13 protein-coding genes are annotated in these 15,899 nt (G+C 63.0%); 5 read left to right on the top strand and 8 right to left on the bottom strand.

Features of this window, described 5'->3' with window-relative positions; all coding sequences use genetic code 11:
* The first annotated feature begins 128 nt into the window (after nucleotides 1-128).
* On the top strand, nucleotides 129-1,331 hold the full coding sequence (locus tag FFM53_RS10205) for an MFS transporter (RefSeq protein WP_138388160.1): 1,203 nt from the start codon (nucleotides 129-131) through the stop codon (nucleotides 1,329-1,331).
* Between the two features lie 6 nt (nucleotides 1,332-1,337).
* On the opposite strand, the gene FFM53_RS10210 is transcribed toward FFM53_RS10205, so the two are convergent.
* Both FFM53_RS10210 and FFM53_RS10215 read right to left on the bottom strand, forming a co-directional pair.
* A complete protein-coding gene (locus tag FFM53_RS10210) occupies nucleotides 1,338-1,781 on the bottom strand; it encodes a YybH family protein (RefSeq protein ID WP_138388161.1) in 444 nt (147 codons plus the stop codon).
* Nucleotides 1,782-1,894: 113 nt separating this feature from the next.
* The gene (locus tag FFM53_RS10215; protein ID WP_138388162.1) at nucleotides 1,895-2,299 is read right to left on the bottom strand and encodes a GFA family protein; all 405 of its coding nucleotides are present in this window, start codon (nucleotides 2,297-2,299) and stop codon (nucleotides 1,895-1,897) included.
* 58 nt (nucleotides 2,300-2,357) lie between these two features.
* Here FFM53_RS10215 and FFM53_RS10220 point away from each other — a divergent pair, with 58 nt between their 5' ends.
* On the top strand, nucleotides 2,358-2,858 hold the full coding sequence (locus tag FFM53_RS10220) for a MarR family winged helix-turn-helix transcriptional regulator (protein ID WP_138388163.1): 501 nt from the start codon (nucleotides 2,358-2,360) through the stop codon (nucleotides 2,856-2,858).
* 408 nt (nucleotides 2,859-3,266) lie between these two features.
* Here the strand turns inward: FFM53_RS10220 and FFM53_RS10225 are convergent, their stop codons facing one another.
* The 6 genes from FFM53_RS10225 to FFM53_RS10250 all read right to left on the bottom strand — a co-directional run bounded on the left by FFM53_RS10225 (nucleotide 3,267) and on the right by FFM53_RS10250 (nucleotide 10,160).
* Nucleotides 3,267-3,476, bottom strand: coding sequence for a cold-shock protein (locus tag FFM53_RS10225; RefSeq protein ID WP_003545273.1), 210 nt, complete (start codon nucleotides 3,474-3,476; stop codon nucleotides 3,267-3,269).
* 281 nt (nucleotides 3,477-3,757) lie between these two features.
* Nucleotides 3,758-4,321, bottom strand: a complete 564-nt coding sequence (locus FFM53_RS10230) for a YdeI/OmpD-associated family protein (RefSeq protein ID WP_138388165.1) — start codon at nucleotides 4,319-4,321, stop codon at nucleotides 3,758-3,760.
* 117 nt (nucleotides 4,322-4,438) lie between these two features.
* Nucleotides 4,439-6,652: a 3-hydroxyacyl-CoA dehydrogenase NAD-binding domain-containing protein gene (locus tag FFM53_RS10235; RefSeq protein ID WP_138388166.1), complete on the bottom strand. Its 2,214-nt coding sequence runs from the start codon at nucleotides 6,650-6,652 to the stop codon at nucleotides 4,439-4,441.
* A 16-nt stretch (nucleotides 6,653-6,668) separates the two neighbouring features.
* Nucleotides 6,669-7,052, bottom strand: a complete 384-nt coding sequence (locus FFM53_RS10240) for a cupin domain-containing protein (protein ID WP_138388167.1) — start codon at nucleotides 7,050-7,052, stop codon at nucleotides 6,669-6,671.
* Between the two features lie 2 nt (nucleotides 7,053-7,054).
* A complete protein-coding gene (locus FFM53_RS10245) occupies nucleotides 7,055-8,263 on the bottom strand; it encodes an acetyl-CoA C-acetyltransferase (protein ID WP_138388168.1) in 1,209 nt (402 codons plus the stop codon).
* Between the two features lie 100 nt (nucleotides 8,264-8,363).
* Nucleotides 8,364-10,160 carry an acyl-CoA dehydrogenase C-terminal domain-containing protein gene (locus tag FFM53_RS10250; RefSeq protein ID WP_138388169.1) on the bottom strand — a complete coding sequence of 599 codons (1,797 nt, stop codon included), beginning with the start codon at nucleotides 10,158-10,160 and terminating at the stop codon, nucleotides 8,364-8,366.
* A 272-nt stretch (nucleotides 10,161-10,432) separates the two neighbouring features.
* On the opposite strand from FFM53_RS10250, the gene FFM53_RS10255 reads away from it, so the two are divergent.
* The 3 genes from FFM53_RS10255 (at nucleotide 10,433) to FFM53_RS10265 (ending at nucleotide 15,705) form a co-directional block, all read left to right on the top strand.
* A complete protein-coding gene (locus FFM53_RS10255) occupies nucleotides 10,433-11,134 on the top strand; it encodes an SDR family NAD(P)-dependent oxidoreductase (RefSeq protein WP_138388170.1) in 702 nt (233 codons plus the stop codon).
* A 101-nt stretch (nucleotides 11,135-11,235) separates the two neighbouring features.
* Nucleotides 11,236-11,601: a VOC family protein gene (locus FFM53_RS10260; protein WP_138388171.1), complete on the top strand. Its 366-nt coding sequence runs from the start codon at nucleotides 11,236-11,238 to the stop codon at nucleotides 11,599-11,601.
* Nucleotides 11,602-11,928: 327 nt separating this feature from the next.
* Nucleotides 11,929-15,705 carry a peptidoglycan-binding protein gene (locus tag FFM53_RS10265; protein ID WP_138388172.1) on the top strand — a complete coding sequence of 1,259 codons (3,777 nt, stop codon included), beginning with the start codon at nucleotides 11,929-11,931 and terminating at the stop codon, nucleotides 15,703-15,705.
* Nucleotides 15,706-15,899 lie beyond the last annotated feature (194 nt).

The raw sequence follows: 15,899 nt of genomic DNA on the forward strand, positions 1-15,899 counted from the left end.
CCGACTTTCTCTCCTTGGCACCGATGGTTCAAAATCTTTGACAGACCTATTAACGCAAATAATTTGCTTTTATAAAGCAGTTGCTCTACCTAAGTTAACGCAACAGCTTAGCTTTAAAGGGCTTATATATGTTCGCCGCAGCCAAATCCACCGAGAATTCGCCGCGCCCCTGGATCGGCTTTCATGCGCTGACGCTCGCGACCTTCTTCGGCGCCTCCGCGGCGCCGACGCCGCTCTACCGGATCTATCAGGAAAGTTTTTCCGTCTCGCCGGTGCTGATCACGGTGATCTTCGCGGTCTACGCCTTCGCGCTGCTGGCGGCGCTGCTGATCGCCGGTTCGATCTCGGATCATCTCGGCCGCAAGCCGGTGATCTTTTTCGCCCTCGTGCTCGAAATCGCCGCCATGGGCCTCTTCGTCATCGCAAGCGGTCCCGGCTGGTTGATCGCAGCGCGGATCGTGCAGGGGCTGGCAACCGGGATCGCCGGCGCCTCGATCGGAGCGGCGCTCGTCGATGTCGACCGGGCAAAGGGACAGATCGTCAACTCGATCGCGCCGCTTTGCGGCATGGCGGTGGGTGCGGTCGGCACCAGCGCCCTGATCCAATACGGCCCCTTCCCGATGCATCTGGTCTATGCGCTGTTGTTTGTCGCCTTCACGCTGCAGGCGGCTGCCATCTGGCTGACAGGCGAGACCGGCGGCACGCGGCCGGGCGCGCTCGGCTCGCTGATACCGCGGGTCACCATTCCCAAGCAGGTGAAGCGGCCGCTCTCGCTGGTGACACCGATCAATATCGCCAACTGGACGCTTGCCGGCTTCTATCTCTCGCTGGTCCCGTCTTTGGTCGCCAGCACGACCGGCAGCCGGGCGCCGCTGACGGGTGGGGCCGTCGTCACTGCGCTGATGGTGAGCGGAGCAATCGCCGTCTATCTCAGGCGCAGCATGACGGCATCGGCCAATCTGGTTTTCGGCGTATCGGCCAAGACGCTCGGCATCCTGACCGTCGTTGCCGGCGTGCATCTTGCCAGTGTGCCGCTGTTGCTCGTTGGCACAGTTTTTACCGGCGTCGGTTTCGGCACCAATTTCCTCGGTTCGATCGGCACCATCATGCCGCTTGCCAAGGCAGACGAGCGGGCCGGGCTGCTATCGGCCTTCTACGTCCAGAGCTACCTCGCCTTCAGCCTGCCGGCGATCCTGGCCGGGTTCCTAGCGAAATCGGCCGGTTACGCATTGACGACCGATATCTATGCGACGGCGATCCTGCTTTTGATGGGCGTCGGATTGATGAGCATTCGCGCCGACCGGCGCAAGATCGCGGGGAGTGATGCCTGACAGTCTTCACGGTTTGAGATCCAGCAGCGCCCGGCCGCTGCCGTCCATGGCGAAGGGCACCGAGGCGTGCTGGTGGGCAACCAGCCATCGGCCATCCTGCTTGACGAGGCCAAGCGTCTGGCGGAACCAGAGATCGACGGCGGCGCCATCGGTCTTGGTCCCGGTCATGCGCGTGAGGCCGCTCCAGAAAGCGACATCCTCGCCAACCATCAATCTGGCATCGCGCACCTCGCCGCCGATCGGGCCTTCCCAGGTATCGAACCAGGCCTGCAGACCCGCTTCGTCCTGGCCGTGGTATACGAGCGGCGGCGCCAGCGAAAATTCGATCTCATCCTCGGTCTCGTAGGAAAGCGCATCCTTGGCGTTCTTTTCGCCCAGCGCCTTGGCGCGCATCATCAGCATGGCGATGATCGCGTCTTCCTCGATCCTGGCATTCGCTTCGTCTTTCACGATCGTTCTCCTTTTCCGTTATGGACAGAGGACGAAGGGGAGGACGAGGATCCGACATAGACATCTGCGCAATTCCGGACGCAAAACCGCTGCGCACTTTTGCTGGAATTGCCCTAGAGATAACGCGTCACCGCCGGTTCGTTCCACCAGGCATCGTGCCTGCCGTCGGAGTAACGGACCGGCAGTGCCGCCAGTTCCTCAGGGGTAATATCGTCGAGGCAGGCGATGTTGATCGAGACATAGGCGCCGCCGATCGCTTCGACATAACCGTCGCCATAGGCCGGCACACCGCAGGTGCGGCAGAAGCGGTGATGACCACTCATGGTGTTGAACTGATAGTCGGACGTTTCGGCCTGGTCGCACATCAGCCGGAAATCCTCCGGCTTGACGTTGGCGCCCCAATAGCGGCGCTTGGCGCAGATCGAACAATTGCAGCGGCCGGTGCCCTCCTCGAGGTCCATGTCCACCTCGTAGTGCACTTTGCCGCAATGGCAGCTTCCCTTGTAGGTTTTCTTCATGGCGCTCTCCTCCTTCGGCGTTGCCTTCAGTATCCACATATGACAATATGTTGTCATTATGAATGAGATACAAAATCGACAATATGTTGTCAAACAAAATCGACCGGAGCGGACGATGGAGGGGGATGCTTTTTCCGCTTTCGCGATCACCGCCCTTCGCCTCGCCGGCCATCTGACGGCGGCGGGCGACCAGTTGGCAAAGCCGGCAGGGCAAACCAGCGCGCGTTGGCAGGTGCTGGCCGCGGCAAGGCGCGGCAACATGTCGGTGGCGCAGATCGCCCGTGCGCTCGGCCTGGCCCGCCAGGGTGTGCAGCGGCTGGCCGACGTGCTGGAGAGCGAAGGGCTGATCGCCTATGCCGACAACCCGCAGCACCAGCGCGCCAAGCTGGTGCGGCTGACGGAAGAAGGGGCCGTGCGGCTCGGTGCCATCGAGATTGCGCAAGCCGGGTGGGCCGACGGGCTCGGCGCCGCGTTTACGTCAGCGGAACTCGATGCGGCGCGGGCGGTGATGGCGCGGGTCATGGAGATGCTGGAGGGTAGCGAGGCGGCAGGCGGTTGAGCGCGCTACCTGACTTGCGGGCCTGTTATCGCCGGTGGACGCACTCGGCTTGGCGATGCGAAAGATTCTCTAAGGTCATGCCGTGATCGCCCCCCTCTGCCCTGCCGGGCATCTCCCCCACAGGTGGGGAGATCGGCAAGAAGCCATGCCTCGCCCTCAATTTACGATTCACGTGACGGCCAGTTGTTTGGGGAAACCATCGCGCCCAGCCAATCTCCCTCCTTGTGGGGGAGATGCCCGGCAGGGCAGAGGGGGGTGTCGCGGACGCATTTCTTGGGAAAGGGCACAACATCAGCCGGCCAGACACAAAAAAAGGCCGGGTGAACCCGACCTTCCCTGCTATCTCAACGAACCGTGCCAGTACATCCGTGGTCACGATCCGGAGATGATATTTAGAGCCTTGAAGGCTCAGGCCGCCTGGAGGCGGTCTGCCGACATCTTGCCGGACTTGTTGTCGCGGACGAGCTCGTAAGACAGCTTCTGGCCATCCTTGAGATCGCGCATGCCAGCGCGTTCAACGGCGGAGATGTGGACGAAAACGTCGGCTGCGCCGTCATCCGGCTGAATGAAGCCGAAGCCCTTGGTTGCGTTGAACCACTTTACGGTACCAGTGCTCATGACGATATCCTTTTCGAATCGTTCATAGAAGAATGCAGCTCGGATAAATGCCAAGCGGCGATGAAAACCGATTTTGGAGGAAGTTCGCCAGGAACGACACGAGGCCGTTTCAAAGTTCATCTAGCAAGATCGATGCGCGGATATGTAATCGGAAATTGTGTCCGTGACAAGGCCGCAGCCAGGGAAATCGGTGACGTTTCAGACACCGCGGACAGGTCTTTGCCTGCCGCGCGGCGGGGAAAACCGAGGGCGAGATTTTTTTTCAGAAGCTGAAATACCGTCTATTCGGCCTGCGCCAACCTGGTGATCGCCTTGCCGAGGCGGGCGACCCGCACTTCCGGGGTCGTTGCCTTCAGGAGCGGCAGGACGATTGCATATTGGCCGGTCTTGTCGAGCCGCGCAAAGGTAGCACTGGCGGCAGCGTTCTCAGCGAGCGCCGCCGCCAGATCGTCCGGCAGGCCGGCATCGCGTTGCGGAGCGTAGGCGACAGCCCATCGTCCGTCGGCTTTGGCGGCAGCGACTTCGGCAAGGCCCGCGGGCCGCATGCGCCCGGCTTCTGCGAGTGCTGCGACCCGATCGACATTGAGCTTGGACCACGGACTTTTGGCGCGCCGGGGCGAATAACGCTGCAGGTAGGAATGCGCGTCAAACCCCTTGCGCTGGCTGTCAATCCAGCCGTAACAGAGCGCCACATCCAGCGCCTCGTCGATGGTGATGAGAGTTCGTTTCGGATTTTTCTTACCGATCTTCAGCCAGGCGCCGGTCGATGCCGCGTGATGCAGGCAGAGCCAAGATTCCCACTCCATCGGATCGGCAAAGGCGAGGATGTCGGTTGACGGTTGCATGGGCGGTCCGATCCGGGTGACAGCGAGGCGTGGGTTGCTTGCGGTTCAGATTGCCGACGCCACCCGCCCCATTCAACGTTTGAAACCCGGCAAGAGCGGCACAGCTTAAAAGACGGCCTAAGCCGCCTTCCCCACCTTCGCATAGGGGTCGAACCGCCCGTAGAACGTCTCACCTTTCGCGGCCATGTCCTTCAGCAGTGGCGTCGGCTTGAAGTGGTTCCCGTAAGCAGCAGCTAACTTTTCTGCCAATTCCACGAAAGCCTTCGCACCCATCCCGTCGATATAGCTCAACGCCCCGCCGGTATAGGGCGCGAAGCCAAAGCCCAGGATCGAGCCGACATCGGCCTCACGTGGATCGGTGACGATGCCCTCCTCCACGGTGCGGGCGGCTTCGAGCGCGATGGTGACGAGGAAACGTTGTTTGAGCACGTTGACGTCAACCTCAACCGCCGGTTTCTGCGGGTAGAGGGTCTTGAGGTCGGGCCAGACGGACTTCTTCGCCGGTTTCGGCGGGTAGTCGTAGAAGCCCTTGGAATTCTTGCGGCCGAAGCGGCCCTCCTTTTCCACCATGCGGGAGATGAGCTCCATATGCCTGGGGTCGATGGCTTTTTCGCCGAGATCGGCGACCGTCGCCTTGAGGATCTTCAGCGAGAGGTCGATGGCGACCTCGTCGTTGAGCGCCAGCGGACCAACCGGCATGCCGGCCATCTTGGCGGCGTTCTCGATCATCGCAGGCGGCACGCCCTCGATCAGCATGTCGTAGCTTTCCGACATGTAGCGCAGCACGCAGCGATTGACGAAGAAGCCGCGGGTGTCGTTGACGACGATCGGCGTCTTCTTGATGGCTGCGACATAATCAAGAGCGACGGCCAGCGCCCTGTCGCCGGCGTCGCTTCCGAGGATGACCTCAGTCAGCATCATCTTCTCGACAGGCGAGAAGAAATGGATGCCGATGAAATCCGCCGGGCGTTTCGAATTCTTGGCGAGACCTGAGATCGGCAGGGTCGAGGTATTGGAGGCGAAGATCGCGCCTTCCGGCAGCACGGCTTCGACCGCCTCGATGACCGCTTTCTTCACCTCGCGATCCTCAAATACCGCCTCGATGACGAGATCGGCATTGGCGAGATCGGCATAGTCGGCCGAGGGCGTGATGCGGGAGAGCAATGCGGCCGCTTCATCCTGCGTAAGACGCCCCTTACCGACAGAATCCTTGACCAGGCCTTCGGAGACGGTCTTGCCCTTGGTCGCCGCTTCGATGTCGCGATCGATCAGCGTCACGGGAATGCCGGCGGCGGCGGTGACATAAGCGATCGAGGCGCCCATGAAGCCGGCGCCAACGACGCCGACATGTTTCAGCTCGGTCTTGGGGTGACCGGCCGGGCGACGGGCGCCCTTGCCGAGCTCCTGCATGGAGATGAACAGCGAACGGATCATCGAGAAGGCTTCGCGGGTCTGCAGCACCTCGGTGAAATAGCGCTGCTCGATCTTCAGACCCGTATCGAACGGTACCTGCAGGCCTTCGTAGACGCATTTCAGGATGGCAAGCGCTGCCGGATAATTGCCCGATGTTTCCCTGCGCAGGATCGCCGGGGCTGCCGGCCAGAGCTGGGCGGAGGCCGGCGTCCAGATGCCGCCGCCCGGTACCTTGAAGCCCTTCTCATCCCAGGGGGCGACCGGCTTCAGGCCATCCTTGATCATCTGCTTTGCGGCCGGGATAAGCTGATCCGGCTCGACCACCTGATGCACGAGGTTCATCGCCTTGGCGCGGGAGCCGGTCAGCGACTGGCCCGTCGTCATCATCTGCAGCGCATCCTGGGCGTTCGCCAGCCGTGGCACACGCTGCGTGCCGCCGGCGCCGGGGAAGATACCGACCTTCACTTCGGGCAGCGCGATCTTGACGCTCTTGGCATTGGAGGCGACGCGGCCGTGGCAGGCGAGCGACAGTTCGAAGGCGCCGCCCATGCAGGTGCCGTTGATGGCGGAAACCCAGGGCTTGCCCGACGTTTCGAGCTTGCGGAACAGGCCGCTCATGCGGCCGACCAGACCGAAGAGGTTCTGCACCGCCGTCTCGGGGCTCTTTGCCTTCTCCTCCTGGTAGGAACTGAACATCGACTTGATCATCGACAGATCAGCGCCGCCGGAGAAGGAGGACTTGCCGGAGGTGAAGACGACACCCTTGACGGCGGCATCAGCGGTCGTGGCGTCGATGATCGCGTCGAGCTCGGCCATCACCTCGGCGGTGAAGACGTTCATCGATTTGCCGGGCATGTCCCAGGTGACGAGAGCGATGCCGTCGGCGTCGGTTTCGAGCGTGAAATTGGTGTAGGTCATTGGGTTTCCTCCCCGATCAGGCCGGCAAATGGCTGCGCTGCGCGTCTAAGGTCTTCGTCTTTTCGGTGACGACATCGCCGGTATGCTTGGTCTGCGACGGCTCGAAAAGCACGATCCAGCATTCCTCCTGCGCCACCGGATTATGCTCGACACCCTTCGGCACAACATGAAAATCACCGGCCTTCAGATGCACATGCGGGCGGTCGCGATATTCGATGGTCAGCGCCCCCTTCCAGATGAGGAAGAGCTCGTCCTCGTCACGGTGGGAATGCCAGGCGAGCTGGCCCTGGACCTTGGCGAGCTTGACGCTCTGGCCGTTGAGATCGGCGATGACGCGGGGCGACCAGTGCTCGGTGACCTCGGCATATTCGGTTTCGATCGTGCCGGTGTTGAAGCCCATCGTCAGACCCTTTCAATAACCGTTGCCGTGCCCATGCCGGCGCCGATGCAGAGCGTCACCAGCGCGGTGTTGAGGTCGCGGCGTTCAAGTTCGTCCAGCACCGTGCCGAGGATCATCGCGCCGGTGGCGCCGAGCGGATGGCCCATGGCGATGGCGCCGCCATTGACGTTGATTTTGTCGTGGCCGATGTCGAAGGCCTGCATGTAGCGCAGCACCACGGCAGCGAAGGCCTCGTTGAGTTCGAAGAGGTCGATGTCGAACAGGCTCATGCCTGTCCGCTTCAACAGTTTCTCGGTGACGTCGACAGGCCCGGTCAGCATCAGGGCTGGATCGGAACCGATATTGGCGAAAGCCTTGATGCGGGCGCGCGGCTTCTTGCCCATGCTCTCACCGCCGGCCTTGGAGCCGAGCAGGACGACGCCGGCGCCATCGACGATGCCGGAGGAATTGCCGGCATGGTGGACATAGTTGATGCGCTCGATCTCCGGATGGGCCTGAATGCCGACGGCCTCGAAGCCGCCCATCTCGCCGGGCATCTGGAAGGACGGATTGAGGGAGGCGAGCGCCTGCATGTCCGTGCCGGGGCGCATGTGTTCATCCTTATCAAGGATCGTCAGGCCGTTCTGGTCCTTGACCGGGACGACCGACTTGTCGAACCAGCCGTTTTCCCAGGCATGGGCGGCACGCTTCTGGCTCTCGACCGCGTAAGCATCGACATCCGTTCTGCTGAAGCCATATTTGGTGGCGATCAGATCGGCCGAGACGCCCTGCGGCATGAAATAGGCCGGGAAATTTACTGAAGGATCCATGAACCAGGCGCCGCCGGACATGCCGAGACCGACGCGGGACATGCTTTCGACGCCGCCGGCGATGACGATATCGTCGGCCCCTTGCGCGATCTTGCCGGCGCCGAAATTGACCGCATCGAGACCGGAGGCGCAGAAGCGGGAGATCTGCATGCCGGGCGCCTTGGTGGAGTAACCGGCTTCGAAGGCGGCAGCCTTGGGGATGACGGCGCCGGCATCCATGACCGGATCGACGCAGCCCATGATGATGTCGTCGACCGTGCCCGTGTCCAGCCCGTTGCGGTCGCGGATCGCCTCCAGCGTCTTTGCCGCGAGGCGGACGGAGGGCACCTCATGCAGGGCGCCGTCCTTCTTGCCGCGGCCGCGCGGCGTACGCACGTGGTCGTAAATGAAAACCTCGGTCATCGTCTCATCTCCCTGACGGCAATCTATCTTGCCTCAAATCTTGGCGGGAGGAGAAAAGACCCCTCCCCAACCCTCCCCACAAGGGGGAGGGAGAACCGTCTCAAAACGCTTCGGCGGCCAGTTCCATCATCGTATCGGCTCCGGCTTCGATGCGGGCCTTGCGAAGCGCGGTCTCCGGCATCAGGCGTTCCATGAAGAAGCGGGCGGTGACCAGCTTGTTCTTCAGGTAATCCTCGCGGGCGGCATCACCGGATGCAAGGCCGTCCTCGGCGGCTTTGGCCATCTTCGCCCACATATAGCCGAGAATGACGAGGCCGAAGAGGTGCATGTAATCGGTCGAGCCGGCGCCGGCATTGTCGGGCTTGGCCATGGCGTTCTGCATGAACCACATGGTCGCGCCCTGGGCGTCGTTCAAGCCCTTCTTCAGATGCTTGGTGAAGAAGGAGAGCTTTTCGTTGCTGCGGTTCTCCTCGCAGAAATCACCGATCTCCTTGAAGAGGGCCATGGCGGCGCGGCCGCCGTTCAGCGCCAGCTTGCGGCCGACGAGATCGAGCGCCTGAATGCCGTTGGCGCCTTCATAGATCATGGCGATGCGGGCATCGCGCACATACTGGCTCATGCCGTGCTCTTCAATATAGCCGTGGCCGCCGAAGACCTGCTGGGCCATGACGGCGTGATCGAAGCCCTTGTCGGTCATCACGCCCTTGAGGATCGGGGTGACGAGGCCGAGAATATCGTCGGCCGTCTGGCGCTCCTTCTCGTCGGCGGCGCGGTGGGCGATATCAGACTTGAGCGCGGTCCAGAGCAGGAAGGCGCGGCCGCCCTCGTTGAAAGCACGGATGGTCATCAGCGTGCGGCGAATGTCCGGATGGACGATGATCGGATCGGCCTTCTTGTCCGGCGCCTTGGGGCCGGACAGCGAGCGGCCCTGGATGCGGTCGCGGGCATAGCTGGCGGCGTTCTGATAGGCGATCTCGGAAATGGCGATGCCCTGCAGGCCGACCATCAGGCGGGCCTCGTTCATCATCACGAACATGGCGTTGAGGCCGCGGTTTTCGGCGCCGATCAGGAAGCCGGTCGCCTCGTCGTAATTCATCACGCAGGTGGCGTTGGCGTGGATGCCCATCTTGTGCTCGATCGCGCCGCAGGAGACAGCGTTGCGGGCGCCGACCGCGCCGTCCTTGCCGACGAGGAATTTCGGGACGATGAAGAGCGAGATGCCCTTGGTGCCCTCGGGCGCACCCTCGATGCGGGCCAGCACCAGATGGATGATATTGTCGGTCAGGTCGTGCTCGCCGGCGGAGATGAAGATCTTCTGGCCGGAGATCTTGTAGCTGCCATCAGCCTGCGGCACCGCCTTGGTGCGCAGCATGCCGAGATCGGTGCCGCAATGCGGCTCGGTGAGGTTCATGGTGCCGGACCACGTGCCGTCCACCATCTTCGGCAGATAGGTGGCCTTCTGCTCGTCGGAGCCATGGACGAGAAGTGCTGCGATCGCACCCTGCGTCAGGCCCGGATACATCATCAGCGACATGTTGGCGGCCGAGGTATATTCGCCGACGGCGGTATGCAGCGTATAGGGGAGCCCCTGCCCGCCGAATTCCTCCGGCACAGCAAGGCCGATCCAGCCGCCTTCGCGATAGGCTTTATAGGCCTCCTTGAAGCCCTTCGGCGTCGAGACGCTCGCATCGTCGTGACGCGTGCAGCCTTCCTGATCGCCGGAATAGTTCAACGGAAAGAGAGCTTCCTCGGCAACCCTTCCGGCCTCGCCGAGGATCGCTTCGATCATATCGGGGGTCGCATCGGCAAAACCCGGCAGATTGTTGTAGCGCTCGAGACCCAGCACGTCGTTGAGGACGAAAAGCGTATCGTTCACCGGGGCCTTGTAGACTGGCATCTCTCAAATTCCTCCCATTCGACTGACCGGATCGCGCCGGCCTTGGGCACTGTCTTACAAAATATTGACGTTTGCGTAAACGTCAAATTCTGCGCTTGTGCTGTCTTTTCTTGAAAAAATTCGAGAGCACGAATCCGCGGGCCATGAAGTACTGAGAGGAGCAGACGCCATCTCATCTTGCTTGTCCATCACGGAACGGAGTCGCGGCCGGGCAGTGGCGCAACTCGTTCGGACTTCCTAAGTCTTTGGGACGATTCATCGAGGAAGGCATCATGACCGATTTTCCCTATGAGAGTGCGCTGATCGTCGGCGCGGGCTCCGGCATCAGCGCATCGCTTGCCCGGCAATTGTCGGCGCAGGGCGTCAAGGTCGGGCTTGCCGCCCGTAATATTGAAAAGCTCCGGGCATTGGTCGAGGAAACCGGTGCCAGTGCCTTTACAACAGATGTCTCGCAACCTGCGAGCGTCGCAGCGCTTTTCGAAGAGGCTGCCGCCGCAATCGGCGGGCCTGACGTGGTTATCTTCAATGCCAGCGCCCGTCAGCGTGGCCCGCTCGCCGAACTCGATCCCGCCGAGGTCGAGAAGGCGATTGCGACCACCGCTTTCGGCGGCTTCCTGGTGGTGCAGCAGGCGGCGCGGCGGATGATCCCTCGCGGCCGCGGCGCCATCCTGATCACCGGCGCGTCGGCAAGCGTGAAGGGTTTTGCGCAATCGGCCCCGTTCGCGATGGGCAAGTTCGCGTTGCGCGGCCTTGCCCAGAGTGCAGCCCGCGAACTCGGGCCGATGGGTATCCATGTCGCGCATTTCGTCATCGACGGCGCGGTGCGGTCGCAGATCCGGCCGGACCGGGTGGAGAAGCCGGATGGCACGCTGCTGCCGGATTCGATCGCCCAGACCTATATCGACGTGCTTCGCCAGCACCGCAGCGCATGGTCGCTGGAGGTGGAAGTCCGGCCCTGGACGGAGAGCTTCTAAGTCTCCCCCCTGGCCGCGGCCTGCCGCCGCAGGGGAAGCAACTTTCACGACACTCTCAGACAGGTTAGGCTTTGCCGTCAAGGCAAGCTGGGAGGATACCGATGCCGCGTCTAGACCATGTCACCATCGAGACCCGCGATGCGCCTCGGATGATCGGCTTCCTGGAAGCCGTGCTCGGCGTCAGGGAAGGCTACCGGCCGCCCTTCGCCTCGCCCGGCCATTGGCTCTATCTGGACGAACGTCCGGTCATCCATCTCAGCCTGACATCGCGCAGCACCGATTTTCCGCCCGGCATCTTCAACCATGTCGCCTTCAGCCTTTACGAATTCGGGCCGGCGCTGGAACGCATCAAGGCTGGCGGCTATCGCTTCGAATATTACGATATTCCCGACACCGATCTCGGCCAGGTCTTCGTCTACGGCCCCGAGGGCGTGAAAATCGAACTGCAATATCCGCGTCCGGCCTGATTGCGCGAGCGGCCATTCGATCTGACGAATTGAACGGCAATTGCCGTCAAAAACGGCGTTTGGAACACAAACGTTAAAAAATTCCCATCGGCATTAACGGCTTGTTTACCACGTTTCGTGAAAGGTGCGGATTGAGCAGTAGCGATCCGCATTCCTTTCCCCCGTCTCGCGTTCCTTAAGGATGCCGCTACATCGTTCAGCTTGAGGAAAGTCTAATTGACTATCGTCTTATGAATGGTGCGCTCAGGCCCGCGTAAAGCGGGCAGCAGACGAAAAGCCAACGATCGAGCTCTGACGAGGGGTCGAGCAGTCGAAGCGAGCAAGAAGATGAACGGATCGCGATCAAATCCTTCCCGACAGTCCGACAGGACCTCGCTCGATGCGCTGAACCGCACGATCGAAGGGCTGGAGGCGCGCATCGAAGGGCTGATGGGCAGCGGGCGCGAACAGCGACCGCGCACGGCAACGGCCGAGCGCGATCCATATGCCGGTTCCCATGCTCCCCGGGCCGCGAAGGCCCCGCCCGAGCCGCGGCCGGATCCGCTCGCCGAAATTCGTCAACGCCAGCGCGCGCTCGAAGCCAGCCGCGAGCGGCCCTATGCACGCGAACAGGCCCCGCAGCTTCGTGAACCGACGCCGCGCGCAGCCGCCCCGGTGCCGGCACCCGCCTTGCGCGCCGGCGACGACACGATGACGGAGATCGCCCAGGCGCTCGTCAGTCTGCGGCAGGACCTGAAGCGCGACATTTCCGAGGGCGTCACCCGCGAGATGAACGCGCTGCGCGCGGAGCTCCGCGAAATCAAGACAAATGCCGGAGACGGCCGTTTCGCCGACGACATGCGCGCCGATATGGGCCGCCTTGCCCAGAGCATCACCCAGCTGACCGGCCGCTCCGCCGCGCCGGAGGCCACGGGCCTTCGTGAGGATTTCGAGGAGCTGCGCTCACTGATGGACGGGCTGGCGCGCGAAGATTCGCTGCGCCATATGGAAAACCGCTGGGACGGTTTCGAAAACCGGCTTGCGGCACTCGATACCGAGGGGCTGCAGGAAGAGCTCGTTTCGCTCGCCTATCGGCTTGATGACATCAAGCGTCATATCGGCGGCATGGGCGAGAGCCCGGCCGTTCGGGCACTGGAAGACAAGCTGATCTCGATCGCCACAGCGATGGAGCATTTCGGCAATATGATCCAGCCGCACGACCGGGTCATGTCCGAGCAGTTCGCCGCCATGGACATGCGGCTCGACGAGATCAGCCGGGCAATCGCGGCAAGCGGGCGCACCGCCACTGCGAATGATCCGGGCCTGATGCAGCGGCTGGAAAGCCGGCTTGCGGCGCTCGCCGACCAGATCGACCTGATGAGCCATGATGCGGCCAGCCGCGTGAACCCGGCCGACGAGCTGGCGATCCGGCTGGAGGCGCTGACGGGACGCGTCGAGGAGCTGACGAAGGCGGAAGCGACGTCACGGCTCGACGAACGGCTGGAACATCTATCCTATCTATTGGAACGCACGCAGGAGACGGCACCGCAAGCCGACCTCACCGGCACGCTTTCCGACATTTCCCGCAAGATCGACGCACTTGAGAACGGCGCCGTCAACGACGTGCTGGCGCAGCGGCTTGACCATCTCGCCCGGCGCATCGACGAGATGGCCCATCAGCAGCAGGCGCCGGCGCCCGCCGCTGTAGCCGACGACAGCGCCTTCCTGCGTCTCGAAGGACGGCTGAGCGACATCGCCGCCCGGCTGGAGGAGAGCACATCGGCAGCGCCGACCGATCCGCGGGCGCTGAAGAACCTCGAAGACCAGATCGCCAATCTTTCGGCGCTGATGAGCGCGCCGCGCGAGAGCGCTGTAATACCCCCCGAACTCGACCAGCGCATGGGCGCGATCGAAGATTACATGGCGACGAGCGACGAATATATCATCGAGGCGGCACGCCAGGCGGCAGAGGCCGTTGTCGAAGCCTATTCGCGCCATGGCGGCCCGCAGGGTGTCATGCCCGCCGCCGACATGTCGGCGCTGACGGCGCTGGCCGAGGATCTGCGCCACCTCGAGGATCTCAGCCGCGACAGCGAGGAACGCACGCACAAGACTTTCCAGGCGCTGCACGAGACGCTGGTGCATATCGCCGATCGGCTCGACGGTATGGAAGATCGCGGCCGGCCGCTCGCCCAGATGCCGGTCGCCGAGGTCGATTTCGATGTCGATCCCTATGCGCTGATGGTGGCCGAAGCCGAGATGAACAGGACGCTGGCCGCTGCCCCGGCGGCAAAGGCTTCTCCTGTTATCCGCACGGCCGAGGTTGCAGCCGAAGCTGCCGTCCCTGCGCAAGCCACCGCCATGAGCGGAACGAGCGCGATCGCCATCGAAGCCGCGACCAGGACGACGGAAGCTGCGACATCGGCAGGGACACAGGTACCGGCAAAGGCCAGCCTGCTCGCCAGCCTCGGCAAGCGGCTGATGCCCGGCAAGAAGGCCGAGAGCCGGACGACCGAACGGCCGATGATCGACCCCGCGCCGTCGATCGATCCCACCGATGTGGTGCCGACGGATGCGGCAAACGAACTGCTCGAGCCGGGCTCGGGCGCACCTGATGTGAAGAAGATCCTTGAACGGGTTCGCGCCAGCCAGAGCGCGGCGCGCGGCAAACCTGCCGGCGAAACCGATCGCGCCGATTATATCGCTGCTGCGCGCCGTGCGGCGCAGGCGGCCGCGATGGAGGTGGATGCCAATCCGAAGCAGGCAGCCGGCAAGGCCGAGAAGAAGGGCGCGAATGCCGACAAGGCCGGCAAGGCTTCTGCCAAGACGGGCAAGACCAGCGCCTTTTCGCGCTACCGGCGGCCGATCCTGCTGGCGGTCGGTGCCGTGCTGCTCGCCATCATGGCCTTTCCGCTTGCCCGAACGCTGACAAGCGGCGAGCGCGCGCCGCAGCCGCCAGCAGAAGTCTCGGCGCTGACCGGCGCGGAAAACCCGTCGCCGGCCTTGCCTGACGCGACACCTGCCCAGCCGGATGCCGCCGCTCTCGGAACGACCGCTCCGGCAGCGGATGCTATGCCGCCCGCTGCCGAACAGGCGCAGCCGGAGGCAACCCCGCCTGACGCCCGCGAGCATCTGACCGACGTGGCGCCGCTTGACGGCGAAGGGGCAGCGACCCTTGCCCCTCCCGGTCCGTCGGGCGCGGCACAGGAGACATCGGGCTTCGTTCCCGCACCTGCACCGCAGGCTGCCATCACCATTCCCGACACCGTCCAGCCGAAATCGCTTGCCGATGCGGCGAGCGGCGGGGATGCGTTGGCGCTGTTTGAGATCGGCGCGCGTTATTCGGATGGCCGCAACGGCATGACGGTCGATCAGAAGCAGGCCGCAGGCTGGTACCAGCTTTCAGCCGACAAGGGCTTTGCGCCGGCCGAATACCGGCTCGGCAGCATGTACGAGAAGGGCAACGGCGTCGAACGCGACATCTCCAAGGCGAAGGGTTTTTACGAGCAGGCGGCAAACCAGGGCAATGCCAGCGCCATGCACAATCTCGCCGTGCTCTACGCCTCCGGCGCCCTCGGCCAACAGGATTATGCGACGGCCGCCTCGTGGTTCACCAAGGCTGCGAACCTCGGCATCACCGACAGCCAGTTCAACCTGGCAATCCTCTGCGCACGCGGCAACGGCGTTCCGGCGGATCTCGAAGAGTCCTACAAGTGGTTTGCGATCGCCGCCAAGGGCGGCGACAAGGATGCGGCACAGAAGCGCGACGAAGTGGCCAAAGCCATGAAACCCGACCAGCTCGAACGGGCGCGCACCAAGGCCGATCTCTGGAAGGCGGAGCCGGTCGACCACCGCACGAACGCCATCGACATCCCCGACGAATGGGCGGGAACCGGCGCGAAAACGGCGAGCGTCGACATGAAAAAGGCGATCCGCAACATCCAGGCGATCCTCAACAATAACGGCTTCGACGCCGGCGTGCCGGACGGCGAAATGGGCGCGAAGACCGTGACCGCGATCAAAAACTTCCAGAAGTCGGTCGGGCAGGAGCCGGACGGCAAGGTGACCGATGCAACCGTGAAGGCGCTGCTCGAACGCAACAAGCAGGGCAGCAAGGCAATCTGAGGCCCGCGTCGCATCGACGCGGGATCGTCTGGACTCTCTGTTCCGGCGATGAAAAACGCCTGGCGGCACTATGCCGCAAGGCTTTTTCCAATTTTGCCGTCGTCTGTCACAAAACCTGAAAAAAGCCGGATTATGCCCGGACATATCGATCCGCACATTCGGCGAATCCTCTGCCACCGATCTCTCCGTCAATC

The organism is Rhizobium indicum (assembly GCF_005862305.2).
GTDB lineage: Bacteria > Pseudomonadota > Alphaproteobacteria > Rhizobiales > Rhizobiaceae > Rhizobium > Rhizobium indicum.